Source organism: Desulfuromonas carbonis (genome assembly GCF_054658035.1).
This window is the reverse complement of record NZ_BAAHXR010000002.1, coordinates 634409-660227: the sequence shown is the minus strand read 5'-3', so window position 1 is coordinate 660227 and position 25819 is coordinate 634409. Positions and strand designations below refer to the sequence as shown.

Below are 25819 nucleotides of genomic sequence, written 5' to 3'. Positions count from 1 at the left end.
TCGCGCAGCAAGCTGCGGGGAATTGAACCCAACTTTTGATTAAACCACAGGCCGCTGTGGAGACAAGGGGATCAGTCGCGGGCGGAGAGGAGGAGCCAGACGCCAATCAGAACGAAGAGGAGATTGGGCGCCCAGGCTGCGACCAGGGGGGGAACCACGGCCGAGTAGCCAAAGGCGAGAAGGGTCGCCTGGACCAGGTAGAAGACGACTCCGACGGCAATACTGAGCGCTACCCCCATCGCCAGGTTGGCATTGCGCCCTTTCTGCAGCGCAAAGGGGATGCCGAGAAAGGCCATGATCAGGCTGGTGAAGGGGGTGGCCAGGCGGGCCATCATGTCAACCCGGTAGCGGGTCGCCGAAAAATTCTCGGATTCGAGCCGCTCGACCATCTGGTGCAGTTCCCGGTAGGAGAGGTCGTCATTGCGGAATTCGGGCGTTGCGAAGTCCTTCGGTGTCTTGGCCAGCGGCAAGACCTCTTCTTTCGCGCGCACCAGGGTCATCGACTCGCTTCCGTCGGCGGCAAAGGTGCGGGTGGTCAGGTTCTGGAACAGCCAGTGGCCATCCTGGTATACGGCACGGTCGGCGTCGATGCGGGCGAGAAGCCGGAAATCACGGTCGATACGGAAGAGGGAGATGCCGTAGAGAAGTTTTTCGGCGGGGAGGACGAGGCGGACATTGATCAGCTGGTCCCCTTCACGGAACCAGACCCGGTCCCGGCGCAGCAGCTGGCTCGGTTCCCCCTTGATGATGGTGCGGTTGATGAAGTTGACCTTTCTGGCCGTGTAGGGGACCACATATTCGTTGGCGGCCAGGGTGGCGACGGTGGCGAGCAGAGCCACGCCCAGGAGCGGCATGCTGATACGCCAGAGGCTGATGCCGCCCGCCCGCATCGCCGTCAGCTCATTGCTGCGGGAGAGACCGCCAAGGGTCATGAAAACCCCGAAGAGGATGGCCATCGGCGTCACCTGGGTGAGGATCTGCGGGAGCTTGCCGAAAAAATAGACAAGATATGCGGTGGCTGTCGCCTGGCGGGCGATGAAGCTGTCGACGTTTTCGACAAAGTCGACCAGCAGGTAGATGCCGGCAAAGGCGACCAGAGAGAGGAGGAAGACCCGGGAAAAGGCCTGCAGAAGGAAACGGGTAATCAGGGTCATGCCAGCCCCCGGCGGCGCAACAGCCGGCGTGCCACACGCCAGCGGTCCCTGATCCAGTCGGCCAGGGGGAGGCGTCTCTCGCTGGCGGTGATCCGCAACAGGTAGATGCTGGCGGCGAAGAAGAGGACGCTGGGGCTCCACATGGTGAGGATTACCGGGAAGTTCTTCTCTTCGACCAGGGTCTGGGCGAGGGAAAGGAACATGTAGTAGAGGAGGAAGACGATCAGCGCCAGGGCGAACCCGCTGCTGCGACCGCTGCGGTTGGACTGCACCCCGAGGGGAACCCCGATCAGGGCAAAGAGGAGCGGTGCCAGGGGGAGGATCATGCGGCGCTGGAGTTCGATGCTGAATCCTGCCCGGTCGGCGGCGTCAGGTGCCGTGCGCAGGCTGGTAATCAGCTCGCCGAGGGCGTATTCCGAGGGCTTGCGGTAGCGGTTCTCCTTGCTGGGGGTTTGCTGACCGAGGTTGAGGTTGATGTCATAGTTGGCGAAGCTGACCAGCTGGTAGGTTTCGCCCGATTTCTGCTCGGGTTTGCGATGAATGGTGCCGTCATTCAGGCGCAGGGTGACAGCCATCTGGCTCGAATCGGGGATGATCCGTCCCGAGCGGGCGAGGATCACGGCCGGAGCGCTGCCGGAGCGTTCATCGGCGATCAGGATCCCCTGCATGGTTCCGCTCTGCTCATCGACGCCATTGGCATAGATGGCGAGCCCGTTGAAATCAGTGTTGAAGGTCCGGGGTTGCAGCTTGATGCTGGCCTGGTTGAGGGCGATTTCAAAGACCTGGCTGCGAAAGAGCTGCTTGCAGGCCGGGGCGATCACCAGGGTGGCGAGGGCGGTCAGCGTTGATGCGGCGAGGGCGCAGAAGAGAACCGGTCGCAGCAGGCGGTAGAGGCTGACGCCGGTCGACTTGAAGGCCGTGATCTCATTGTCGGTCGAGAGCCTGGTGAAGCCGAGAAGGACGCCGAGGAGGAAGCCGAGCGGGATGGTGATCACCAGAAAGGTTGGCATCAGGTAAGCAAAAAGGGTGGTGATCTGGCCGAGGGGAACGCCCTGGTTGATGACCAGCTCCGCCAGCTTGAGGAGCCGCCCGAGGATCAGCACGAAGGTGAAGACCAGCAGTCCGAGCAGGGCGGGGATGGTGACCTCGCGTGCAATATAGCGATGGATTCGATGGGCTGACATAGGCGGACATCCTAGTATAGAAGGGCGTCCTTGTAAACTGGAATCCCCCTATTTTTCCCTTGCCTTGCCAGGGGGGTGCATGGTATAGACACACGTTATTCAAATCGCACGCTTCGGTGGCTCTCCGCGCGGTGCCCGGACTGATGACGGGTTGCGGAACCAGAGCCGGGGCGGAGGAAATCAACCGCTAAAGGAGAAGGTAAAAGATGTCCCAGATCACCATGAAGCAACTGCTCGAAGCCGGGGTCCATTTCGGACACCAGACCAAACGTTGGAACCCCAAGATGAAACCTTATATCTTCGGGGCCCGTAACGGTATCTACATCATTGACCTGCAGAAGACCGTGCGCTATTTCAAGACCGCCTACAACTTCGTCAAGGAGACGGTCGAAGGCGGCGACAAAATTCTTTTCGTCGGCACCAAGAAGCAGGCGCAGGATTCGATCGCCGAGGAGGCAGTTCGCGCCGGCCAGTATTTTGTCAACAACCGCTGGCTTGGCGGGATGCTCACCAACTTCAGCACCATCAAGGGGAGCATCGACCGGCTGAAGAAGATTGAAACCATGTCCCAGGACGGGACCTATCAGTTGATCACCAAAAAGGAGGCTTTGCAGCTCGATCGGGAGAAGGAAAAGCTCGAGCGAAGCCTTGGCGGCATCAAGGGGATGACCAAGATGCCTGGTGCGATCTTTGTCATTGATCCCAAGAAAGAGGGGATCGCCGTCAAGGAAGCCCGCAAACTCGGTGTTCCCGTGGTTGCCGTGGTTGACACCAACTGTGATCCTGACGAAATCGATTACCTGATTCCCGGCAATGACGACGCCATTCGCGCCATCCGCCTCTTTGCCGCGCGGATTGCCGACGCCTGCATCGAGGGCGCCCAGGCCCGTGAAGCTGGTCTGCGCAGCGACGCCGAAGGTGGCGAGACGGCCGCTGAAGTTGCCGTCGAGGCTGCTCAGCCTGAAGTTGTTGCCGCAGCGGGTCCGGCCGCAGAGGCCTGATTCCCAACTGCTGTGAAACGCCCCGAGGGCGGCCGGCACCTGTCCGGCCGCCTTTTTGCCGACAATAGCCGTTCGCGGCCGGTTGACAGATCCGGGCCGGCGGATGGCCTTAACCAATAGAAGATTTTCAGAGGAGGAAAGCGTGGCTAACATTACTGCATCAATGGTCTCTGAACTGCGCGGGAAGACTGGCGCCGGCATGATGGATTGCAAGAAAGCCCTTGCCGAGGCGGATGGAAATATTGAGGAAGCGGTCGATATCCTGCGCAAGAAGGGGCTCTCCGCCGCCGCCAAGAAGTCCGGCCGCGTTGCCGCCGAGGGGATGATCGCCTGTGCCGGTGAGGGGAACCGGGGCGTCGTTGTCGAGGTCAACTCGGAAACCGACTTTGTCGCCAAGAATGAAGCCTTCCAGAGCTTTGTCGCCGGCATTGCCGCGGCGGTCCTCGAACACGCTCCCGCCGATGTCGAAGCCCTCAAGGCGCTGACCTTTCCCGGTGGCAGCCGCACCGTTGGCGAGGAACTGACCCACCAGATTGCCACCATCGGCGAGAATATGAATATCCGCCGCTTCGCCCGCTTTGAGGCGCAGGGGGTCATTGCTTCCTATGTTCACGGTGCCGGCAAGATCGGTGTGCTGGTCGAGCTCGGCACGAGCCGCGGTGACGATGAGCGCGTCGCCGGCCTGGCGCGGCAGGTGGCGATGCATGTTGCCGCTGCCAGCCCCCAGTTCCTGCGGCGCGACGAGGTCCCGGCCGAGGTGATCGAGCGGGAAAAGGAAATCATGCGGGCCAAGGCTCTTGAGAGCGGCAAGCCGGCCAACATCGTCGAGAAGATCATCGAAGGGCAGATCAACAAGTTCTTCGGCGAAGTCTGCCTGCTGGAGCAGGCCTTCGTCATCGATCCCGATCAGAAGGTCGGCAAGGTCGTCGAGGCCCTCGGCAAGACGATCGGTGCCCCGCTGACTCTTGATCGTTTCGTCCGCTTCCAGCTCGGCGAAGGGCTGGAGAAGAAAGAGGACGATTTCGCTGCGGAAGTAGCCTCCCTGTCCAAATAAACCTTTGGAGTTGCCATGGCAGGCGAAGAACCGATCTACCGCCGCATTCTGCTTAAACTGAGCGGCGAGGCGCTGGCCGGCACCCAGGGCTACGGGATTGACCCCGAGGTCATCGGTGCCATTGCAGCAGAGATTCGTGACGTGATCGCCCTTGGCGTCCAGGTTGCCCTGGTCATCGGTGGCGGCAATATCTTCCGTGGCGTTGCCGCCGCTTCCCGGGGGATGGACCGGGCCAGCGCCGATTACATGGGGATGCTGGCGACGGTGATGAACAGCCTGGCGATGCAGGATGCCCTGGAGAAGGTCGGGGTCGTCACCCGGGTCCAGTCGGCCATCGAAATGCAGGAGGTCGCCGAACCGTATATCCGGCGCCGCGCGGTGCGACACCTCGAGAAGGGGCGGGTCGTCATCTTTGGCGCCGGGACCGGGAACCCGTACTTCACCACCGATACCGCCGCCAGCCTGCGGGCCATGGAGATCAATGCCGAAGTGATCCTCAAGGCGACCAAGGTCGACGGGGTCTACAGCGCCGACCCGGCCAAGGACAAGAACGCGGTCAAGTTCCCGACCCTTACCTACCTCGACGTTCTGAAGATGAATCTTCAGGTGATGGATGCCACGGCAACGTCGCTTTGCATGGATAATAACCTTCCCATCGTGGTTTTCGATCTGACCCGGCGCGGCAACATCCAGAAGGTTGTGCTCGGCGAGGGGATCGGGACCATCGTGAAAGGAGACTGACCATGTACCAGGATCTCATCGGCAAGGCTCGAGTCGGCATGGAGAAAGCGATCGAGGCACTGAAAAAAGAGTTCACCCGGGTCCGTACCGGGCGGGCGTCGGTTTCGCTGCTGGACGATATCCGCATCGATTACTACGGCACCCCGACTCCCCTCAATCAGGTCGCAACCCTGGTCGTCCCCGAACCGCGCCTGATTACCATCCAGCCCTGGGAAAAGAAGCTGATCCCCGATATTGAAAAGGCGATTCTCAAGTCTGATCTTGGGCTGAATCCCGCTTCCGACGGGGTTCTGGTGCGCATTGCCATTCCGGCCCTGACGGAAGAGCGGCGCAAGGAAATGGTCAAGCAGATCAAGCGCATGGGGGAAGAGGCGAAGATCGCCATCCGCAATGTCCGCCGCGATGGCAACGAAGGGCTGAAAAAACTGGAAAAGGAAAAGGAAATCTCCGAGGATGAGCTCAAGCGCGGCGAGAAGGAGATTCAGGATTTGACCGACCAGTTTGTCAAAAAGGCTGACGAGGTGGTGGCGGTCAAGGAAAAAGAAGTGATGGAGATCTGATCTCCACAAACCAAAACCAAAAGGAGGAACTTAGAAATGGCTCTTAAAATCACCGAAGACTGCATTGCCTGTGGAACCTGCGTTGATACTTGCCCCCTGGGCGCCATCGTCGAGGCCGGCGACAAATTCGCCATCAACGACGACTGCACCGAGTGCCGTGCCTGCGAAGACAGCTGCCCGGTAAACGCCATCGTCGACTGAACCGAGCCGGGGCGCCGCTTGCGGCGCCCCTTTTTTGCCCCAAATCCTCGCTCGCGGCGCTTGCCTGAAGGTGCGTTTCATGCTACCTATAAAGGCCTGAATTTCCAGCTGCGAGAGCCTCCCATGCCTGCTCCCCGACATATCGCGATCATCATGGACGGCAACGGCCGCTGGGCCGAAAACCGTCGGCTGCCCCGTATTGTCGGCCATCAGCGTGGGGTCGAGGTGGTGCAGAAGATCGTCACCGATTGCCGCGAATCGGGGATTCCTTTCCTCACCCTCTATGCCTTCAGCTCGGAAAACTGGGGACGCCCCGCCGCTGAAGTCAACGCCCTGATGGGGCTGCTCGGGCGCTACCTGCAGAGCGAACTCGATTCCCTGCTCAAGCAGGGGATCCAACTCCGCGTCATCGGCGAAATCAATCGGCTCCCCGCTGAAATCCGGCAGATTCTCGAGTCGACCATCGAGAGTACCGCGTCGAACCGGGAGATGGTCCTGACCCTGGCGCTCTCCTATGGCAGCCGCAACGAGATTCTGCGGGCGATGCAGGCGGTGGCCCGCGATGTTGCCGCCGGCCGTCTCGACCCGGCCCGGATCGACGAGGAAGAGTTCGCCGGCCGCCTCGACACGGCAGGTCTCCCCGATCCGGACCTGCTGATCCGGACCAGCGGTGAGCACCGCATCAGCAATTTTCTCCTCTGGCAACTGGCCTATACCGAGCTCTATTTCAGCGAGGCCCTCTGGCCCGATTTTTCCCCCGTTGAACTGCACAAGGCGATCGATGAATTCAGCCGGCGCCAGCGGCGCTTCGGTCTGACGGGCGCCCAATTGGCCCGGGACCGGGATTCGTCCTCGGAGGATTGTTATTAGACAGCGAATTCTGACCGGCCTGATTCTCCTGCCGTTACTGGTGCTGTTCGTCTATTTCGCCGGACCGGCCTGGTTTGCCGCCCTGGTCACGGTGGTCGCCATCCCGGCCTTGCACGAACTCTTCAGTATGAGCCTGCCGGCCGACCGGGTTCTTGAAAAGCGCATCGCTGTCGTTGCGGGTGCGCTCCTGGTTCCCCTGGTCAGCCTTGCCCCCTCGCCCTGGGGCCTCGGTGGCATTGCCCTCGCTTTTATTTTCATCGCCATCCTTTTTCTGTTGCGCTTTCGGGATCTCGCCTCGGTCATCACCCAGATCAACCTGATTCTGCTCGGTTTCATTTACGTGCCACTGCTGCTCGCCCATCTGGCGATGCTGCGGGGGCTCCCCGACGGCCGGGGCTGGGTTTTTCTCGTCATGCTGGTGGTGATGGCGGGCGATTCCGCTGCCTACTTCAGCGGTATCAACTTCGGTCGCCATAAACTCTACCCCGCCATCAGCCCGAAGAAGAGTATCGAGGGCGCTATCGGCGGACTGCTTGGCAGCCTGGCTGGCGCCTTTCTGGCCAAACTCTGGTTTCTGCCGATGCTGACCGGGATCGATACGCTGTTTCTCGGCCTGGTCCTTGGCAGTGTCGGTCAACTGGGTGATCTCTTTGAGTCGATGCTGAAGCGCAGTTTCGGCGTCAAGGATTCGGGGACCCTGATTCCCGGCCACGGTGGCATTCTCGACCGCCTGGACAGCCTTCTTTTCGTCTTTCCTCTCGCCTACTATTACGCCCTGCTACGGTTCGGTGCCTGACCATGCCGCCTGCCGATCACAAATGTCTCGCCATCCTCGGGGCCACCGGTTCTATCGGCGTCAGCACCCTCGACATCGTGGCCGCCCATCCCGATCGCTTTTCCGTGGGTGCCCTCAGCGGCGGGCAGAACATCGAGCGCCTCGCCGACCAGGTCCGCCGCTTCCGGCCGGCCCTGGTCGGGGTATTGAGCGAAGACCATCGCTCCCAATTGCAACAGCTGCTCGGGCCCTCCCCGGTCGAAATCGTCAGCGGCATTGAAGGGCTGATCGCCTGCGCCACCTTCGCGGGGGTCGACATGGTCGTTTCGGCCATCGTCGGGGCTGCCGGGCTGGTGCCAACCATGGCGGCAATCGAGGCGGGCAAGGGGATCGCCCTTGCCAACAAGGAGACCCTGGTAACAGCCGGCCCGCTGGTGATGGCCGCGGTAGCGCGCAAAGGGGTGAAGCTGTTCCCGGTCGACAGTGAACATTCCGCCATTTTCCAGTCCCTTGAGGGGCATCGCCATGCCGATGTCAGGCGCCTGATCCTCACCGCCTCCGGCGGTCCGTTCCGGACCCGCAGCCTGGCGGAACTCTCCGGCGTAACTCCGGCCGATGCCCTTGCCCACCCCAACTGGCAGATGGGACGCAAGATCAGCATCGATTCGGCGACGATGATGAACAAGGGGCTGGAGGTGATCGAGGCCCGCTGGCTCTTCGACCTCCCCGGAGAGCGGATCGCGGTGCACATCCACCCGCAGAGCATCGTCCATTCCATGGTCGAATATCGGGACGGGTCGGTTATCGCCCAGCTCGGGATACCCGACATGAAAACGCCGATTGCCTACGCCCTCTCTTACCCCGACCGGCTGCCCCTTGATCTGCCGCCCCTCGACCTCTGCGCCTTGCAGAGTCTCACCTTTGATGCGCCGGAACAGGGACGTTTTCCCTGCCTGGAACTTGCCTACGCCGCCCTCGCCGCCGGGGGGAGCGCCCCGGCGGTTCTCAATGCCGCCAACGAAATTGCCGTCGAAGCCTTCCTCGGCGGCCAGATCGGTTTTCTCGATATCCCGGCGCTGATCCAGCAGGTTCTGGACCGGCATCCGGTTTCTCCCCTGCACCATATCGATGACGTCCTCCACGCTGACCGCTGGGCTCGCGAAGAAGCCCGCCGGCAGATGGCCGTCCTACTCTGACCGGGAGGTCCAATGATCACCATTCTGGCCGGGATTATCATGCTCGGCATCCTGGTTTTCGTCCATGAACTCGGACATTTCTGCGTCGCCAAGTGGGCCGGCGTCAAGGTTCTCAAGTTTTCCCTCGGATTCGGTCCCAGGCTGGTCTCCCGGACCTGGGGCGAAACCGAGTACATGATCTGCGCCGTTCCGCTTGGCGGATACGTCCAGATGCTGGGCGAAGGAGGGGGGGAGAACGGTGAAGATGCCGAACTGACCGCCGCCGAGAAGGAACGTTCCTTTGCCGACAAGTCGGTATCGCGGCGTAGCGCCATTGTCGCCGCCGGTCCCTTGATGAACCTGATCTTCCCCTTCCTGATCATGCCAGTTGCCTACCTGGTCGGGGTGCAGCTGCCGGCCTTCCTCGAAGAGCCGCCCTGCATCGGCTTTGTCGCTGCCGATTCCGACGCCGGTCGCAGCGGGTTCCTGCCGGGGGATTGCATCGAGCAGATCAACGGCGACCCGGTCTCGACCTGGAATGAGGCCAACCTCTCCCTCCTTGCCCACGCCGGGAGCGTGTTGCAGGTGGAGGGGCGCCGTGACGGGCAGCCGCTGAGCCTCATCCTGACGCCGGCCAATGGCGGGCTTGAGGGCCTGCGTTCCCTCGGGCTCTTTCCCCGCCAGGAGGCGGTGGTCGGTGGCCTCGCACCGGGCATGCCGGCCAGCGCCGCCGGTCTCGAGGTCGGCGATCGCATCCTTGCCATCGACGCTACTCCCATCACCTCCTGGTACGACCTCAAACAGGTCATCCAGCAGGGGGAGGGCGCTGCCATGACCTTTCACATCGAGCGCCAGGGCAAGCCCCTTGCGCTCACCCTGACCCCGGTGCGCGAAGACGGCCAGGGTTCGGACTACCTGATAGGGATCGCCCCGGACCAGGCGACGGTCTTCAAGCGCTTCGGCCTGTTGGCGTCGATTCAGGCGGGCGGAAAGCGGTCGATTGAGCTGATCGAGCTGACCCTGGTCTTTATCCAGAAGCTGGTCGCCGGACAGGTCTCGACCAAGAACATCGGTGGTCCCATTACCGTGGTGCAGATCGCCGGACAGGCGGCGCAGACCGATCTCGCCAGCATTCTTTCGGTGCTGGCCTTTTTGAGTATCCAGCTCGGGATTCTCAACCTCTTTCCGATCCCGATTCTCGACGGTGGTCATCTCTTCTTCAATCTCTTCGAGGCGGTGCTGCGGCGCCCCCTGTCGCTGCGCACCCGGGAAATCGCCCAGCAGGTCGGCCTGGCGCTGCTGATCATGCTGATGGTTCTCGCCTTCTACAACGACATCGTGCGGTTGCTCTTCGGTGGTCAGTGATGGACCCACGCCTGCTCCTGATCAACACGGCTACCCCGGCGGGAAGTATCGCGCTCACCGCCGGTGAGCAGGTGCTCGCCGAATTGCTGCTCAACCTTGCCAGCCCCCATTCCGATCGCCTGTTGGCCGGGATTGACCGGCTTCTCGCGGATACCGGTACCAGCCTTTCCCAACTCGACGCGATCGGGGTGGTGCACGGCCCCGGCTCCTTTACCGGGTTGCGGGTCGGAATCGCAACCGCCAAGGGACTCTCGCTGGCCACCGGCAAGCCGCTGGTCGGCATCTCCTCGCTGCAGGCGCTGGCCTGCCAGTTCCCCGCCTCTTCCCTTCCGGTCTGTGTCCTGCTCGATGCCCGAAAAAAGGAAGTCTATGCCGGGCTTTACCGATGGTTTGAGGGTGTTCCGCAGTTGCAGGGGGTAGAGGCGGTGATCGACCCGGAAGGGTTGCTCGACGACCTTGCCGAGACGACCCTCTTTGTCGGCGACGGCGCTCTGGTCTACCGGACCCTTATTGTCCGGCGTCTCGGCACCCGGGCTCACTTTGTCCCCTGGCCGGGGAATCTTCTTCGTGTCAGCTTTGCCGCTCCCCTGGTGCAGCAGGCGCTCGCCGCCGGGGAGGGCTGCTCGGCGGCCGCCCTGAAAGCCCGCTACATCCGTCGCAGCGAAGCGGAAATCATGCATTCCCGGCGGACCGCCGCCGGCGTTCTAGATGGTTGACAAGTTTTTGGCCAATCGCTATTTTAAAAAGGCGTTATTCGCTCCGTGTTAACCCTTGCCCGGGAGGTGCTCGATGGAGGAGAAAGACCAGACTGTGGTTCAGACGCTGTTCGACAGCAATCCTCGCTTTCGTCTGCTCTACGAAGAACACCGCTTGCTGGAAAAGGAATTGAATCAGCTTGAGGATCGGCCCTTTCTGACCCCGGAAGACGAGATAGAAAAGAAAAAAATCCAGAAACTGAAACTTGCCGGCAAGGACGAGATGGAGCGAATTATCGCCGGCCACCGGCACTGACCGCCAGCTTTTGCACGGCAAGGGGTTCCGTGAGCACCGGAACCCCTTGCTGTCTCAGGATGATCCCGCCTTGGGTGGGAAATCGAACGAAGGACCAGTTGCGGACAGGGGTCTGACCGACCCCTGTCCGCTTATTCTCAGCATCCAGACAAGGATTCGCCCTGCCATGAGCAAACGCAGTGACATGATCACCCAGGGTTTCGAACGTACCCCCCATCGCGCCCTGCTGATGGGGACCGGTGTCCCCCGGGAACAGATGGACCGCCCCTTCATCGGGGTTGCCACCTCCTTCACCGATCTCATCCCCGGCCATACCGGGATGCGCGACCTGGAGCGCTTTATCGAAAAGGGCGTACACAGCGGTGGCGGCTATTCCTTCTTTTTCGGGATTCCCGGCGTCTGTGACGGCATCGCCATGGGGCACAAGGGGATGCACTATTCCCTGCCGACCCGGGAGCTGATTGCCGACATGATCGAATCGGTCGCCGAGGCCCATCGCCTCGATGGCCTGGTGCTCCTCACCAACTGTGACAAGATCACCCCGGGGATGTTGATGGCCGCAGCGCGGCTCGACATCCCCTGCATTGTCGTCACCGCCGGACCGATGCTGACCGGCCGCGGCGAGGGGACCCGGCGCTTCTCCTTTGTCAGCGACACCTTCGAGGCGATGGCCCGCTACAAGGCGGGGGTGATCGACGCCAAGGAATTGCAGATGTGCGAGGACCAGGCCTGTCCCACCGCCGGTTCCTGCCAGGGGCTCTTCACCGCCAACACCATGGCGATCCTGACCGAGACCCTCGGCATGAGCCTGCTGCGCTGCGGAACGGCGCTGGCGGTTTCTTCCCTCAAACGGCGCATCGCCTTCGCCTCCGGGGAGCGTATCGTGCAACTGGTGCGCGACCAGATCACGCCGCGCCAGATCATGACCCGGGCCGCCTTTGAAAATGCCATCCGCGTTGACCTCGCCCTCGGTGGCTCGAGCAACACGGTTCTGCATCTCCTCGCCATCGCCCGGGAGGCCGGCGTCGAGCTGCCGCTGGAGACCTTCGACGAGCTCGGGCGCACCACCCCGCAACTGGCGTCGATGAACCCCGGCGGCAAGCATTTCATGGAAGACCTCGACGCCGCCGGCGGCGTCGCCGCGGTCCTCTACCAGCTGCGCGATCGCATCAACGACAACCCGACCCTGACCGGACCGACGGTGCAGGAGATCGTCGCCAGTGTCGAACGGGTCGACGAGGAGGTCGTCCACCCGGTGAGTGATCCGGTGCGCGCCGAGGGCGGGATTGCCGTCCTCAGCGGCAACCTCGCGCCGGACGGGGCGGTCGTCAAACAGTCCGGCGTGTCGGAACAGATGATGCTCTTCGAAGGGAAGGCGGTCTGCTTCGATTCCGAGGAAGGGGCAATGCAGGCGCTGATGAATGGCGTCATCGTCCCTGGTGATATCGTCGTCATCCGCTACGAAGGGCCCAAGGGAGGACCCGGCATGCGCGAGATGCTCGCCCCCACCGCGACCCTGATGGGGCTTGGCCTCGGCGACAGCGTCGCCCTGATCACCGACGGGCGCTTCTCCGGCGGCACCCGCGGGCCCTGCATCGGGCATATTTCGCCGGAAGCGGCGGAAGGAGGTCCCATCGCCCTGGTCGAAAATGGCGATACCATCCTGCTTGATATTCCCAACCGCAAGCTGGAACTCAAGGTCGATGCGGCCGTTCTGGAGGAGCGCCGCAGCCGCTGGAGCCGGCCCGAGCCGAAAATCAGTGGCGGCTGGCTCGCCCGTTATGCGGCCGTCGTCACTTCGGCCAATACCGGGGCGGTGACCAAGGCATGAATGACAATTTTGAATTTTGAATTATAAATTGTGAATTTAATTCAAAATTCGAAGTTCAAAATTTAACATTGCTTTTAAAAATGGGGAGGTTTCGGTGAAGAAAACCGGATCGCAGATTCTGCTCGAAAGCCTGGTGCTGGAAGGGGTTGATACCGTTTTCGGCTATCCCGGGGGGACTGTCATCAATATTTACAACGACTTGATGGATTATCCGATCAAGCACATCCTCAACCGCCATGAGCAGGGGGCGGTGCATGCCGCCGACGGCTATGCCCGGGCCACCGGCAAGGTCGGTGTCGCCATTGCAACCAGCGGTCCCGGCGCCACCAACACCATCACCGGCATCGCCACGGCCTACATGGATTCGATTCCGCTGGTCGTCATCACCGGCCAGGTGCCGACGGCGCTGATCGGGAACGACGCTTTTCAGGAGGCCGACATTATCGGCATCACCCGCCCGATCACCAAGCACAACTACCTGGTCAAGGATGTCAAGGACCTGGCGCGGATCATCAAGCAGGCCTTCTACATCGCCCGCACCGGCCGCCCCGGGCCGGTGGTGATCGACCTGCCCAAGGATGTGCAAATGGCCTCGACCAAATTCGAATATCCCGAGACGGTCGAGATTCGCGGCTACAAGCCGACCTACAGCGGCAACCCGCGCCAGATCGAGAAGGCGGTGAAGATGATCCTGGCGGCGAAAAAGCCGGTCATCTATGTCGGCGGCGGGGTGACGCTGTCGGACGCCAGCAACGAACTGCTCGGTTTTGCCGAAACCATCCAGGCCCCGGTGACCACCACCCTGATGGCGATGGCTTCCTTCCCCCGCAACAACCCGCTGAGTCTTGGCATGCTTGGCATGCACGGCACCTATTATGCCAACATGGCGATCACCCATTCCGACCTGCTGATTGCTGTCGGTGCCCGTTTCGATGACCGGGTGACCGGGAAGATCGCGACCTTCGCCCCCCACGCCAAGATCATCCATATCGATATCGACCCGACCTCGATCAAGAAGAATGTTCGCGTCGATCTGCCGATCGTCGGCGACCTCAAGGATGTCCTGCAGAAAATGGTGGCCGACCTGGGCGGGCATGCTGACAAGGTGAAAGAACTGGTCGCGACCCTCGCGCCCTGGCGCCAGGAGATCGACGGCTGGAAGGCCAAGCATCCGATGGCCTACCAGGCCTCCGACAAGATCATCAAGCCCCAGTACGTCATCGAAAAGCTGCGCGAACTCTCGAACGACGATGCCATCGTCACCACGGAAGTCGGTCAGCACCAGATGTGGACCGCCCAGTTCTTCGAGTTCCGTCAGCCCCGGACCTTCCTCACCTCCGGCGGGCTCGGCACCATGGGCTACGGACTGCCAGCGGCTCTCGGGGCCCAGGCCGCCTTCCCCGAGCGCCAGGTGATCGATATCTCCGGCGACGGCTCGTTCCAGATGAATTCCCAGGAACTGGCGACCCTGGTACAGTACCGCTTGCCGGTGAAAATCGTCATCCTCAACAACAATTTTCTCGGCATGGTCCGCCAGTGGCAGCAGCTCTTTTTCGATCGCCGCTACAGCCAGACCTGCATGGAACTCCCCATCGATTTTGTCAAACTGGCCGAAGCCTATGGCGCCACTGGCCTGCGGGCGACCAGCCCCGACGAGGTCGAGGAGGTGATCAAGCAGGCGTTCGCGACCCCCGGTCCGGTGATCATGGAGTTCAAGGTGGCCCGGGAAGAGAACGTGCTGCCGATGGTTCCGGCCGGCGCCGGACTCAACGAAATGGTGCTGGCGTCTTAAGGGCCAAGGACCAGGACCCATAGGACCACTGGGACTTATGGCGCTTCATCGGTCCTATTCACATCGATCGACTGCAATGCAACTCCAAGGAGACTCTTCCGATGAAACATACAATTTCGGTGCTGGTGGAGAATGAGTTCGGCGTCCTGACCCGGGTGGCCGGGCTCTTTTCGGGGCGCGGTTTCAATATCGAGAGCCTGTCGGTGGCCCCGACCCTCGATCCCTCGATCTCACGGATGACCATTCTGACCCGGGGCGACGACCAGATTCTCGAACAGATCACCAAGCAGCTCAACAAGCTGATCGATACCATCAAGGTGATCGATTTTACCGGCCAGGACTTTATCGAGCGGGAGATGGCGCTGATCAAGGTCACCGCCGAAGAGGAGACCCGGGCGGAGGTCCTGCGCATTGTCGATATCTTCCGCGCCAAGGTGGTCGATGTCACGCCCCGCTCCTATACGGTGGAGATCACCGGTGCGCCGGCCAAGATCGATGCCATCGTCGAACTGCTGCGGCCGCTGGGGATCAAGGAACTGGTCCGCTCCGGGCCGGTGGTGCTCGGACGCGGCAGCAAGGGGTGGAAGGGGGCCGAGTAGGGGGCCGGCCGGCCGCCGCTCGCTGATGTCGCTCCCTTTACGGTCCAGGTTAAAAGGGTTTGGCACCGGAGTGCCGTTCATGTTATAAGGATTGGCTCAATAGCGACTATGTTCCGTAACGAGGAGGAAACCAGACTATGAAGGTTTATTACGACAAGGATACCGACCTCTCCCTGATCCGCGGGATGAAGGTTGCCATCATCGGCTACGGTTCCCAGGGGCATGCCCACTCCAACAACCTCAAGGATTCCGGGGTTGATGTCACCGTGGCCCTGCGTGAGGGCTCGGCCTCGGCGAAGAAGGCCCAGAATTCCGGCCTCACCGTCAAGCCCGTCCCGGCCGCCGTGGCGGCGGCCGACCTGGTGATGATCCTCACCCCCGACGAATTCCAGTCCCAGCTTTACAAAGCGGAAATCGAGCCGAACCTCAAGCAGGGGGCGACCCTCGCTTTTGCCCACGGTTTCGCAATCCATTACAACCAGGTCGTCCCCCGTGCCGACCTCGATGTCATCATGATTGCCCCCAAGGCCCCGGGGCACACCGTGCGCAGCGAGTTCACCCGCGGCGGTGGCATTCCCGACCTGATCGCCGTCTTCCAGGACGCTTCCGGCAAGGCGAAGAATGTGGCGCTCTCCTACGCCAGTGCCATCGGTGGTGGTCGTACCGGCATCATCGAGACCAGCTTCAAGGATGAAACCGAAACCGACCTCTTCGGGGAGCAGGCGGTCCTCTGCGGCGGCGCCGTGGAACTGGTCAAGGCCGGGTTCGAAACCCTGGTCGAGGCCGGCTATGCGCCGGAGATGGCCTACTTCGAGTGCCTCCATGAGCTCAAGCTGATCGTCGATTTGATGTACGAAGGCGGCATCGCCAACATGAACTACTCGATCTCCAACAATGCCGAATACGGCGAGTACGTGACCGGCCCCCGCGTCATCAACGAAGAAAGCCGCAAGGCGATGCGCGAGTGCCTGAAAAACATCCAGACCGGTGACTACGCCAAGCGCTTCATCCTCGAGGGACAGACCAACTACCCGGAGATGACCGCCCGCCGTCGCCTCAACGCCGCGCACCCCATCGAGCAGGTCGGCGAGCGGCTGCGCAGCATGATGCCCTGGATCCAGAAGATCGTCGACAAGAGTAAAAACTGATCATGAGCGGGGGGCCGGGGAGTCGATGGACTTCCCGGCCCCCCGCTCGTATTGCAGAAGGGACGATCACGGTGCGTAATCAGAACCAACCGGTGGCGAGCGAAGGATATCCTTTTATCGCCCTTTTTTCTTTTATCACCCTGGTTTTTGCTCTTTTGGGCTGGTCGCTGCCGACCCTGCTCTTCCTCGGGCTGAGCCTCTTCACGGTCTACTTCTTCCGTAATCCCGAGCGGGTGACGCCCGATGAAGCGGATGCCGTGATCGCCCCCGCCGACGGCAAGGTGATCTTTGTCGGCGAGGTCATGGAGGATCGCTATTTCAAAGGGAAGGCGACCAAGGTCAGCATTTTCATGAACGTCTTCAACGTTCATGTCAACCGCGCCCCGGTCAGCGGCACGGTGGTCGAGAAGTTTTACAACAAGGGCGCCTTCGTCAATGCCTCCCTCGACAAGGCGAGCCTGCAGAACGAGCAGGCCGGTCTGCTGATCGAAACGCCCGAGGGACTGCGGCTCCTCTGTGTCCAGATCGCCGGCCTGATCGCGCGGCGCATCGTCACCTACCCGGACGTTGGCGATACCCTCGAACGCGGCTGCCGTTACGGCCTGATCCGCTTCGGTTCCCGGGTCGATCTCTATTTCCCCCCCGGCTCTGAAGTCACGGTCCGCAATGGCGAGACGACCGTTGCCGGGGAATCGATCCTCGGGTTCCTGCGCTGACCGAAAAATCGATTCGGGGGAATCAAACCGAGTCTGGCCCGCCGGAAAAACGTCATGCCGGCGTTTCAAAACCGCGGAACAGGCTTGACAACCCCCTGGATCTTCTGGTCTATTTACTGGGCATATGCAGAAAGGCGATGAAGAGGAGTAGTAGGCTCCCCTCCTGTCCCAGAGAGCCGGCGGTCGCTGCAAGCCGGTACAGGAAAAGCTGAACTCGCCTCGGAGCCGCGGAAGTGAACCTGCCAGGGCAGCTCAGCTTTCGCCGCCAGCCAGCGTAACCGGCCAATCAAGGGTCCCGACGGGACTGAATCAGGGTGGTACCGCGAAGCGCAAGCTCTCGCCCCTGTAAAGGGCGGGAGCTTTTTTTGCGACGTCGGCAAGACCTGCCGACGCCGGCAGCAGGGAAAGGAGGTGGCCGTATGGAAGCTGACCTAGGTGAACTAGCCGAAGGACGCGTGTTCGATGCGTCCGGAACCAGGTTTTTGCGGTCACTTCGGACCAGGCGGTCCGCAACCATTCAAGGAGACGAAGCATGAGCGAGCCCAAAAGAATCCGAATTTTCGATACCACCCTCCGCGATGGCGAGCAATCCCCCGGCGCCAGCATGAACATCGAGGAGAAACTGCGCATCGCCCACCAGCTCGAAAAGCTCAATGTCGATGTCATCGAGGCCGGCTTTCCGATCGCCTCCGACGGCGACTTCGAGGCTGTAAAACGGGTCGCCCAGACCATCCGCGGCCCGCAGATCGCCGGCTTGTCGCGGGCCGGCGACATGGATATCGATCGTGCCTGGGAAGCACTCAAGTACGCCGGTGAGCGGGGCCGGATCCATACCTTCATCGCCACCAGCGACATTCACATGAAGTACAAGTTGAAGATGAGCGAGGACCAGGTCGTCGAGACCGCCGTCCGTGCCGTCAAGCGCGCCGCCGGCTACACGCCGAACGTCGAATTCTCCGCCGAGGATGCCGTACGCACCCGCCTGCCGTTTCTGGCACGGGTGATCGAGGCGGTGATCGATGCTGGCGCCATCACCGTCAATATTCCCGACACCGTCGGCTACACCATCCCGTCGGAATATTTCAATATCATCCGCTACCTCAAGGAGAATGTGCCGAATATCGAAAAAGCGATTATTTCGGTCCATTGTCATAACGACCTCGGCCTGGCGGTCGCCAACTCCCTGGCCGCAGTCCAGGCGGGTGCCGAGCAGGTGGAATGCACCATCAACGGCATCGGCGAGCGTGCCGGCAACTGCTCGCTGGAGGAGGTGGTGATGGCCCTGCGCACCCGCCAGGACATCATGCCTTTCAAGACCAATGTGGCGACGGAACATATCTATGCCGCCAGCAAGCTCCTCTCCACCATCACCGGCATCGTCGTTCAGCCCAACAAGGCGATCGTCGGCGCCAACGCCTTTGCCCACGAGGCCGGCATTCACCAGCATGGTGTGATGATGGAGAAATCGACCTACGAAATCATGACCCCCGAGTCGATCGGTCTCAATACCAACAAACTGGTCCTCGGCAAGCATTCGGGACGCCATGCCTTTATCGAGCGATTGAAGGAACTCGGCTACACCCTCTCCAAGGAGGACTCGGAAAAGGCTTTTGTTCGTTTCAAGTCCCTCGCCGACCAGAAAAAGGAGATTTTTGACGAGGACCTCGACGCCATCGTCGCCGACGAGATCATCCGCGTCCCCGAGCGCTTCAAGCTGTTGCAGATGAACGTCTCCTCCGGCTCCTTCGCCGCGCCGACGGCCACCGTCGAAATGGAAATCGACGGCCGCAAGCGCAAGACCGCCACCATGGGGGACGGACCGGTCGACGCCACCTTCAAGGCGATCCGCAAGCTGACCAAGAGTTCGGCCCGCCTCGTCACCTTTACCGTCGGCGCTATTACCGGCGGTACCGATGCCCAGGGGGAATGTACCGTCCGCCTGGAAGAGGGCGGTCGCGAGATCATCGGTCAGGGAGCGCATCCCGACATCATCGTTGCCTCGGCCAAGGCTTATATCAATGCCATTAACAAGGTCGCCTCGACACCGAAGCGGAACCCGGTCCATTTGTGAAGAGGAGCTGCCAGCAGGCAGCCAGCGGCAAAACGCGAACAGCCGAAGCTATCAAGGAGTGAACATGGGCAAGACCATTGCTGAAAAGATTTTCGATGCACACCTGCGTGATGAACCCTTCCCGGGGACCAAGGTGCTTGACCTCGACCGGGTTCTTTGCCACGAAATCACCACTCCGGTTGCGATTGCCGACCTCGAGTGGCGGGGAAAGGATCGGGTGTTCGACAACACCAAGATCAAGGCGGTGATTGACCATGTCACCCCGTCCAAGGACAGCAAAACTGCCCTGCAGGCGAAGATGCTGCGCGACTGGGCCCGGCGCCATGACATCAAGGACTTTTTCGATGTCGGGCACAACGGGGTCTGCCACGCGCTCTTCCCGGAAAAGGGCTATATCCGTCCAGGTTACACCGTCATCATGGGTGACTCCCATACCTGTACCCATGGTGCTTTCGGCGCATTTGCCGCCGGCGTTGGTACCACCGACCTCGAGGTCGGCATCCTTAAAGGGGTATGTGCCTTTCGGGAACCCGCTTCGATCCGGGTTGATCTCGTCGGTACCCTGCCCGCAGGTGTCTATGCCAAGGATGTGATCCTTCACGTCATCGGCCAACTCGGCGTTAACGGCGCCACGGACCGGGTCCTGGAATTCCGCGGGCCGATCGTCGAAGCGATGAGCATGGATGCGCGAATGACGCTTTGCAATATGGCGATCGAGGCGGGTGGGACCTGCGGCATCTGTCTTCCCGATGCAACCACGGTCGATTACCTCTGGACCTTCATTCAGGACGAGTTTCCGAACAAGGCGGCGGCAGTCGAGGACTATCGGGTCTGGCATTCAGACGCCGATGCGGTTTACGAAAAAGTGTTGACCTTCGATGTCTCCGGGCTCGAGCCTCAGGTTACCTATGGCTACAAACCGGATCATGTCAAGGCGGTTGGCGAATTGAGCGGATCCCGCGTCGACCAGGTCTATATCGGCACCTGTACCAACGGGCGGATCGAAGACCTGCGCCAGGCCGCGGCGGTGCTCAAGGGGAAGAAGATTGCCGAGACCGTGCGCGGTATCGTCTCGCCGGCGACCCCCAAAATTTTCAACGAGGCTCTCGCCGAGGGGATAATCCAGGTCTTCATGGAGGCCGGCTTCTGTGTCACCAATCCGACCTGCGGCGCCTGCCTCGGGATGAGCAACGGTGTCCTCGCCGAAGGGGAGGTCTGTGCCTCGACCAGCAACCGCAATTTCAACGGCCGCATGGGCAAGGGCGGGATGGTCCACCTGATGAGCCCGACCACGGCAGCGGCCTCGGCCCTCACCGGGGTCATTACCGATGCCCGTTCGCTCTGAAGCGGTAGCGTGGCGCACTATTTTCGCACAGTCTGAAAGGGATTCATCGCTATGAAAAAGGTTTTTGGCGGCCCGGCGCTCCTTCTCGACCGTTCCGATATCAACACTGATGAAATCATCCCGGCCAAGTACCTGACCGAGGTGACGAAAGAGGCCCTCAAGCCCTATTGCCTGGAGGACCTCAAGCTCGAAGGTTTCGACCCCCGGGGGGAAACCCTGAAGCAGGCCCGGGTGATCGTATCCCGGGAGAACTTTGGTTGCGGCTCCTCCCGGGAACATGCGCCCTGGGTCTTCGAAGTCAACGATATCCATACCATCATCGCCGAGGGCTATGCCCGGATTTTCCGGCAGAATATGTTCAATGGCGGCATGCTGGCGATTGAACTTCCCAGGGCGGATATCGACCGGCTCTTTGCCCTGCAGGCGGCCGGTCCGGTCGAAGTCACCGTTGACCTTGCCGGGCAGCAGCTTTCCGCCCGAGCAGGGGGCAAAAGCGAAGCTTTCCGGTTCGAAATCTCTCCCTTCGACAAGGCCCTGGTCGAGGCGGGTGGCTGGGTCGAATTCGCCGATGCCCGCTATTGAGGAGACTGGGAAAACTGAATGACAAGGGGCCGGCCAGTTTCGCCGGCCCCTTGTCATTCGGGCGGGTGCAAATCAAATTGACGCTCTCCAGAGAATGACGTAATTTGCACGGAGGGTGAGCGGGACCGGGGAGAGCAGGGCCCGGCGGGAAATTCAATTCAGCAAGAGCGGAGTAGCCGCAGATGCAAGGAATCGTTCGGGTTGGAAGTCTGCTGGCACTGTCAATGCTGCTGCTGGTCGCCTGTTCCGGGGAGCCGCCTGCGGCGAAAACCGCGCCGCCGTTACCGGTCGCCGTCGCTGTGGCCCGTCTGCAGGCGGTGCCGGTGGAATTGCAGGCAGTCGGCCAGGTCGAAGCTTCAGCGACGGTCCAGGTCCGCTCCCAGGTCGCGGGCGTCATTACGGCGGTCCACTTCCGGGAAGGGGAGGAGTTAAAAAAAGGGACTCCCCTCTTCACCCTCGATCGGACCCCGTTGCAGGCGGCCGTCGCCCGGGCGCAGGCCGATTTGAACCAGGCCCGGGTCGAAGCCGCTAATGCCGCCAGGGATGCGCAGCGTTATGCGCAACTGCTCGTCGACGGCTTTATCAGTCGCAACGAGGCCGAAACCGCCCAGGCCCGGGCCGACGCCCTGGCCGCGGCCGTTGCGTCGAGCCAGGCCAGTCTCGATAATGCCACGATCCAGCTCGGTTACGCGACCATCCGCGCGCCCCAGGACGGTCTGACCGGCGCCTTGCTGGTCCACCCGGGGACGGTGGTCAGGGCCAACGATGCTCCAGACCTGGTGACGATCAGGGCGCTGCAACCGGTGACGGTCGCTTTCCATATTCCGGAACGCCTCCTCGGCGAAGTTCGTCGCCACCTCGCCACCGAACCGCTGCGGGTGAGTGCCTTGCTGCCCGGCGCCGCGGAGCCGGCCGGGGAGGGGGTGGTCACCTTTCTCGACAACAGTGTCGATCCGGCCACCGGCACGATCCGGCTCAAGGCAACCTTTGCCAATTCGGACCGCCGGCTCTGGCCCGGGCAGTTCGTCCAGGTTCGGGTTCTGCTCCAGACCCTCGAAGGCGCTCTGGTGGTGCCGACCGCCGCTGTGCAGACCGGACAACAGGGAAGTTACCTCTTTGTGGTCGGGGCCGACGCCACGGTCGCCTCGCGTGCGGTCAGCGCCGGGATCACCTGGAACGATCTGACCGTCATTGACAGCGGCCTCGAAGCGGGAGCAACCGTCGTCACCGATGGCCAGTTGCGGCTCTTTCCCGGTGCCCGGGTGACGGTGAAGACAGCGGCAGCTGAATCGGCCCGGACTGGGCAGCCATGAACCTCTCCGCCCTCTTCATCCGCCGGCCGGTCATGACCAGCCTGATCATGCTGGCGATCATGATCTTCGGCCTCTTTGCCTACCGCAATTTGCCGGTCAATGATCTGCCGAATGTCGATTTCCCCACTATCCAGGTGCGGGCCAGTCTCCCCGGTGCCAGTCCCGAGACGATGGCCAGCGCCGTCGCGACCCCCCTCGAACGGCAACTCTCCACCATCGCCGGCGTCGAATCCCTCAGCTCCACCAACGGCCAGGGCTCGACCATTATCACGCTGCAGTTCACCCTCGAACGGGATATCGATGCGGCGGCTCAGGATGTACAAACTGCCATATCCCAGGCCGCACGCCAGCTGCCACGGGAGATGCCGAGTCCTCCTTCGATCCGCAAGGTCAACCCGGCCGACTCCTCCATCCTCTACCTGGCGATGACCTCATCGACCCTTCCCCTTTCGGAGGTCAACGAATTCGCCGATACCGTCATCGCACCGCGCATCTCCATGGTCAACGGAGTCGCCCAGGTCAATGTCTACGGATCCCAGAAGTATGCGGTGCGGGTCGGACTCGATCCAGAGCAGCTGAAGCGGCGCGGCATCGGTCTCGACGAGGTGGAAGCGGCACTGGGACGCTGGAACGTCAATTTGCCGACCGGCGGCCTGCAGGGCCAGACCCAGTCCTTTACCATTCAGGTCGGCGGCCAGCTCTACAATGCCGAACAGTTCCGCCAGCTGGTTGTCGCCTACCGCGGCGGCGCTCCGGTCCGGTTGCAGGATATTGCCGAGGTCAGCGACAGCGTCGAGAATAACAAGGTCGCCGCCTGGTTTCGCACCAAGGAGGGGAATGCCCGGGCCGTGGTGCTCGCCATCCAGCGTCAGCCCGGCACCAATACCATCGAGGTGGTGAACAGCATCCGCCAGCAGCTGCCGAGCTTGCGCCAGCAACTCCCCGGCGCGGTGGAGCTCAATCTCCTCTATGACCGCTCCAGTTCGATCCGGGAGTCGGTGGCCGAGGTCAAGTTCACCCTGATGCTGACCATTGCCCTGGTCATCCTGGTGATCTTCCTCTTCCTGCGCAATCTTTCGGCGACGATTATCCCCAGCCTGGCGCTGCCGCTCTCCATCGTCGGTACCTTCGCGGCCATGGAACTGCTCGGCTTCTCGATCAACAATATCACCCTGCTCGCCCTGACCCTTTCCGTCGGTTTCGTCGTCGATGACGCTATCGTCATGCTGGAGAATATCGTCCGCCATATGGAGGCCGGCGAAAAGCCGATGGCCGCGGCCTTCAGCGGAGCGCGGGAGATCGGCTTTACCATCATCTCGATGACCATCTCCCTGGTTGCCGTCTTCATTCCGGTCCTCTTCATGGGCGGCATGCTCGGCCGGGTGCTGCACGAATTTGCCGTTACCATTGCGGTGGCGATCCTCCTCTCCGGGCTGGTTTCCCTTACGCTGACACCGATGCTCGCCAGCCGTTTTCTAAAACCGACCGGGGAGAAGGTTCACGGCAGGCTCTACAACTGGATGGAGCGCTTTTTTGACGGCTGGCTGCGCCTCTACGAAAAGAGTCTCGGGTGGGTGCTGGGGTACCGGCGGACGACGCTGGTGCTGACCCTGGCGCTGACCCTGGGCGTGGTCTGGCTCTTTACCCGGATGCCGACCGGGCTCTTCCCGCCCGACGATATCGGCGCCATCCGCGGCATGACCTCGGGCCCGCAGGGGGTTTCCTTTGAGGAGATGAAGCGCAACCAGGCCCAGCTCGCTGACATCATCATCCGCGACCCCGATGTCGCTGCCTTCATGTCCTCGGTCGGCGCTGCCGGTTCGCGGGTCGGGTCGAACAGCGGTTTCATGTTCATCAAGCTCAAGGATCGCGACCAGCGTCAGGCCAGCGCCGACCAGATCATTCAGCGCCTGCGGCCGCAGCTCTCCGGGATTCCCGGCATCCGGATCTATCTGCAGAACCCGCCGCCGATCCGCCTCGAATCGACCTCCTCCAAGGCCCAGTACCAGTTCGTGCTGCAAAGTCCCGATACGGCCGAGCTCTATCGCCAGGCGGCCGGGTTCGAGGAGAAACTGCGCAATCTGCCGCTGTTGCAGGATGTCAACTCCGATCTCGAGATCGATAACCCCCAGGTCAACCTGGCTATCGACCGCGACCGGGCCGCGGCGCTCGGCATCACGGCCGAGCGCATCGAAAATGCTCTCTATTCGGCCTACGGCGAACGCCAGGTGTCGACGATCTTCTCGCCGACCAACCAGTACCGGGTGATCATGGAACTGGAGCCTCGCTTCCAGACCGACCCATCCTCCCTCGACCTGCTCCATGTCCGCTCCGACAGTGGCGAACTGGTCCCCCTGGCTTCCCTCGTTACCGTGACCCGCAGTCTCGGTCCCCTGTCGGTCAATCACCTCGGGCAGATCACCGCCGTGACGATTTCCTTCAATCTGCGCCCGGATGTGCCGCTTGGCAATGCGGTCAAGGCGATCGAGGCCGAGGCCACCGCGCTGCCCGCCTCCATCTCCACCGGGTTCCAGGGTGCGGCCCAGGTTTACCAGGCCTCGACCAGGGGCCTGGTATGGTTGCTGCTGCTGGCGATCGTGGTGATCTATATCGTCCTTGGGATTCTCTACGAAAGTTACATCCACCCGCTGACGATCCTCTCCGGGCTGCCCGCCGCCGGTTTCGGCGCCCTGGTCACCCTGCTCGCCTTCGGCAAGGACCTTAACCTTTACGCCTTTGTCGGCATCATCCTGCTGGTCGGGATCGTCAAGAAGAATGCGATCATGATGATCGACTTCGCCCTCGAGGCCCAGCGCACTGAAGGAAAGGCGCCCCTCGATGCGATCTACCAGGGGGCCCTGGTCCGTTTCCGCCCGATCATGATGACCACCATGGCGGCATTGATGGGGACCCTGCCAATTGCCATCGGCATCGGGGCTGGCGCCGAATCGCGCCGCCCCCTTGGCCTGGCGGTGGTCGGTGGCCTGCTGGTTTCGCAACTGCTCACCCTCTACATTACTCCGGTTATCTATTACTACTTTGACCGTCTCCAGGGCGCGGTGCGCGGTTGGTTTGGCAAGCCCCCGGTTGCCGCAGCCACAGCGGGTTCCGATGGCACGGCCGGTTGACCCCGATTGTCATTGTGTGCCACAATTGGCGCGCAGCCTGTGCCAGGTTTGGCTGACATCGGACCCGGATCGGGAGGTTGGCAGAAAAAGCATTTGACAAAGAATTGACCCCTTCCTATAGTGGCAACCATTCGAAAAAAGGGGACTTTGCCGGGTCCACAGGGGTGGCCCGCCAGGTTGCTATGACATTGCAAAGGAGATGA

23 protein-coding genes and 1 other annotated feature are annotated in these 25819 nt (G+C 61.7%); of the genes, 21 read left to right on the top strand and 2 right to left on the bottom strand.

Annotated elements, in window-relative coordinates:
• Window positions 1-71 precede the first annotated feature (71 nt).
• A complete protein-coding gene (gene lptG / locus ACYQ8E_RS05395; protein ID WP_459860346.1) occupies window positions 72-1154 on the bottom strand; it encodes an LPS export ABC transporter permease LptG in 1083 nt (360 codons plus the stop codon).
• Entirely contained in the window at window positions 1151-2338 is a 1188-nt protein-coding gene (lptF, locus tag ACYQ8E_RS05390) for an LPS export ABC transporter permease LptF (RefSeq protein ID WP_459860344.1), read from the bottom strand. The genes lptG and lptF overlap by 4 nt, the downstream gene beginning before the upstream one ends.
• Window positions 2339-2544: 206 nt before the next feature.
• Here lptF and rpsB point away from each other — a divergent pair, with 206 nt between their 5' ends.
• The 21 genes from rpsB (at window position 2545) to ACYQ8E_RS05285 (ending at window position 25616) form a co-directional block, all read left to right on the top strand.
• The gene (gene rpsB, locus ACYQ8E_RS05385) at window positions 2545-3339 is read left to right on the top strand and encodes a 30S ribosomal protein S2 (protein WP_066727538.1); all 795 of its coding nucleotides are present in this window, start codon (window positions 2545-2547) and stop codon (window positions 3337-3339) included.
• Window positions 3340-3481: 142 nt separating this feature from the next.
• Complete coding sequence (gene tsf, locus ACYQ8E_RS05380; RefSeq protein WP_335339834.1) at window positions 3482-4393, top strand: translation elongation factor Ts; 912 nt, start codon at window positions 3482-3484, stop codon at window positions 4391-4393.
• Window positions 4394-4408: 15 nt separating this feature from the next.
• Window positions 4409-5134, top strand: coding sequence for a UMP kinase (gene pyrH / locus ACYQ8E_RS05375; protein WP_066727536.1), 726 nt, complete (start codon window positions 4409-4411; stop codon window positions 5132-5134).
• Between the two features lie 2 nt (window positions 5135-5136).
• A complete protein-coding gene (frr, locus tag ACYQ8E_RS05370) occupies window positions 5137-5694 on the top strand; it encodes a ribosome recycling factor (RefSeq protein WP_066727535.1) in 558 nt (185 codons plus the stop codon).
• A 36-nt stretch (window positions 5695-5730) separates the two neighbouring features.
• Complete coding sequence (locus tag ACYQ8E_RS05365) at window positions 5731-5895, top strand: 4Fe-4S binding protein (RefSeq protein WP_066727534.1); 165 nt, start codon at window positions 5731-5733, stop codon at window positions 5893-5895.
• A 123-nt stretch (window positions 5896-6018) separates the two neighbouring features.
• Complete coding sequence (gene uppS, locus ACYQ8E_RS05360; protein ID WP_066727533.1) at window positions 6019-6765, top strand: undecaprenyl pyrophosphate synthase; 747 nt, start codon at window positions 6019-6021, stop codon at window positions 6763-6765.
• The gene (locus ACYQ8E_RS05355) at window positions 6740-7561 is read left to right on the top strand and encodes a phosphatidate cytidylyltransferase (protein ID WP_335339878.1); all 822 of its coding nucleotides are present in this window, start codon (window positions 6740-6742) and stop codon (window positions 7559-7561) included. The genes uppS and ACYQ8E_RS05355 overlap by 26 nt, the downstream gene beginning before the upstream one ends.
• A 2-nt stretch (window positions 7562-7563) precedes the next feature.
• Window positions 7564-8736, top strand: a complete 1173-nt coding sequence (locus ACYQ8E_RS05350; protein ID WP_066727531.1) for a 1-deoxy-D-xylulose-5-phosphate reductoisomerase — start codon at window positions 7564-7566, stop codon at window positions 8734-8736.
• Window positions 8737-8748: 12 nt separating this feature from the next.
• Window positions 8749-10080 (top strand): RIP metalloprotease RseP, encoded by a 1332-nt coding sequence (rseP, locus tag ACYQ8E_RS05345; protein WP_066727530.1) that lies wholly within the window; start codon window positions 8749-8751, stop codon window positions 10078-10080.
• Window positions 10080-10796 (top strand): tRNA (adenosine(37)-N6)-threonylcarbamoyltransferase complex dimerization subunit type 1 TsaB, encoded by a 717-nt coding sequence (tsaB, locus tag ACYQ8E_RS05340; RefSeq protein WP_066727529.1) that lies wholly within the window; start codon window positions 10080-10082, stop codon window positions 10794-10796. The genes rseP and tsaB overlap by 1 nt, the downstream gene beginning before the upstream one ends.
• A gap of 73 nt (window positions 10797-10869) precedes the next feature.
• Window positions 10870-11091 (top strand): DUF465 domain-containing protein, encoded by a 222-nt coding sequence (locus ACYQ8E_RS05335; RefSeq protein ID WP_066727528.1) that lies wholly within the window; start codon window positions 10870-10872, stop codon window positions 11089-11091.
• Window positions 11092-11257: 166 nt separating this feature from the next.
• Complete coding sequence (gene ilvD / locus ACYQ8E_RS05330; protein WP_066727527.1) at window positions 11258-12922, top strand: dihydroxy-acid dehydratase; 1665 nt, start codon at window positions 11258-11260, stop codon at window positions 12920-12922.
• Window positions 12923-13016: 94 nt separating this feature from the next.
• A complete protein-coding gene (gene ilvB, locus ACYQ8E_RS05325; RefSeq protein WP_066727526.1) occupies window positions 13017-14714 on the top strand; it encodes a biosynthetic-type acetolactate synthase large subunit in 1698 nt (565 codons plus the stop codon).
• Between the two features lie 101 nt (window positions 14715-14815).
• Window positions 14816-15313 (top strand): acetolactate synthase small subunit, encoded by a 498-nt coding sequence (gene ilvN / locus ACYQ8E_RS05320; RefSeq protein WP_066727525.1) that lies wholly within the window; start codon window positions 14816-14818, stop codon window positions 15311-15313.
• Between the two features lie 137 nt (window positions 15314-15450).
• Window positions 15451-16461: a ketol-acid reductoisomerase gene (gene ilvC / locus ACYQ8E_RS05315; RefSeq protein WP_066727524.1), complete on the top strand. Its 1011-nt coding sequence runs from the start codon at window positions 15451-15453 to the stop codon at window positions 16459-16461.
• Window positions 16462-16532: 71 nt separating this feature from the next.
• Entirely contained in the window at window positions 16533-17177 is a 645-nt protein-coding gene (locus tag ACYQ8E_RS05310; RefSeq protein WP_066727523.1) for a phosphatidylserine decarboxylase family protein, read from the top strand.
• Window positions 17178-17305: 128 nt separating this feature from the next.
• Window positions 17306-17525: a binding site (T-box leader), on the top strand.
• Between the two features lie 184 nt (window positions 17526-17709).
• Window positions 17710-19248, top strand: a complete 1539-nt coding sequence (locus ACYQ8E_RS05305; RefSeq protein ID WP_066727522.1) for a 2-isopropylmalate synthase — start codon at window positions 17710-17712, stop codon at window positions 19246-19248.
• A gap of 64 nt (window positions 19249-19312) precedes the next feature.
• Window positions 19313-20593 carry a 3-isopropylmalate dehydratase large subunit gene (locus ACYQ8E_RS05300; protein ID WP_066727521.1) on the top strand — a complete coding sequence of 427 codons (1281 nt, stop codon included), beginning with the start codon at window positions 19313-19315 and terminating at the stop codon, window positions 20591-20593.
• Window positions 20594-20644: 51 nt separating this feature from the next.
• Window positions 20645-21175, top strand: coding sequence for a 3-isopropylmalate dehydratase small subunit (locus ACYQ8E_RS05295; RefSeq protein ID WP_066727520.1), 531 nt, complete (start codon window positions 20645-20647; stop codon window positions 21173-21175).
• Between the two features lie 182 nt (window positions 21176-21357).
• Window positions 21358-22488: an efflux RND transporter periplasmic adaptor subunit gene (locus ACYQ8E_RS05290; protein WP_082820300.1), complete on the top strand. Its 1131-nt coding sequence runs from the start codon at window positions 21358-21360 to the stop codon at window positions 22486-22488.
• Window positions 22485-25616 carry an efflux RND transporter permease subunit gene (locus tag ACYQ8E_RS05285; RefSeq protein WP_066727518.1) on the top strand — a complete coding sequence of 1044 codons (3132 nt, stop codon included), beginning with the start codon at window positions 22485-22487 and terminating at the stop codon, window positions 25614-25616. Before ACYQ8E_RS05290 ends, ACYQ8E_RS05285 begins: the two co-directional genes overlap by 4 nt.
• Window positions 25617-25819: the final 203 nt, after the last annotated feature.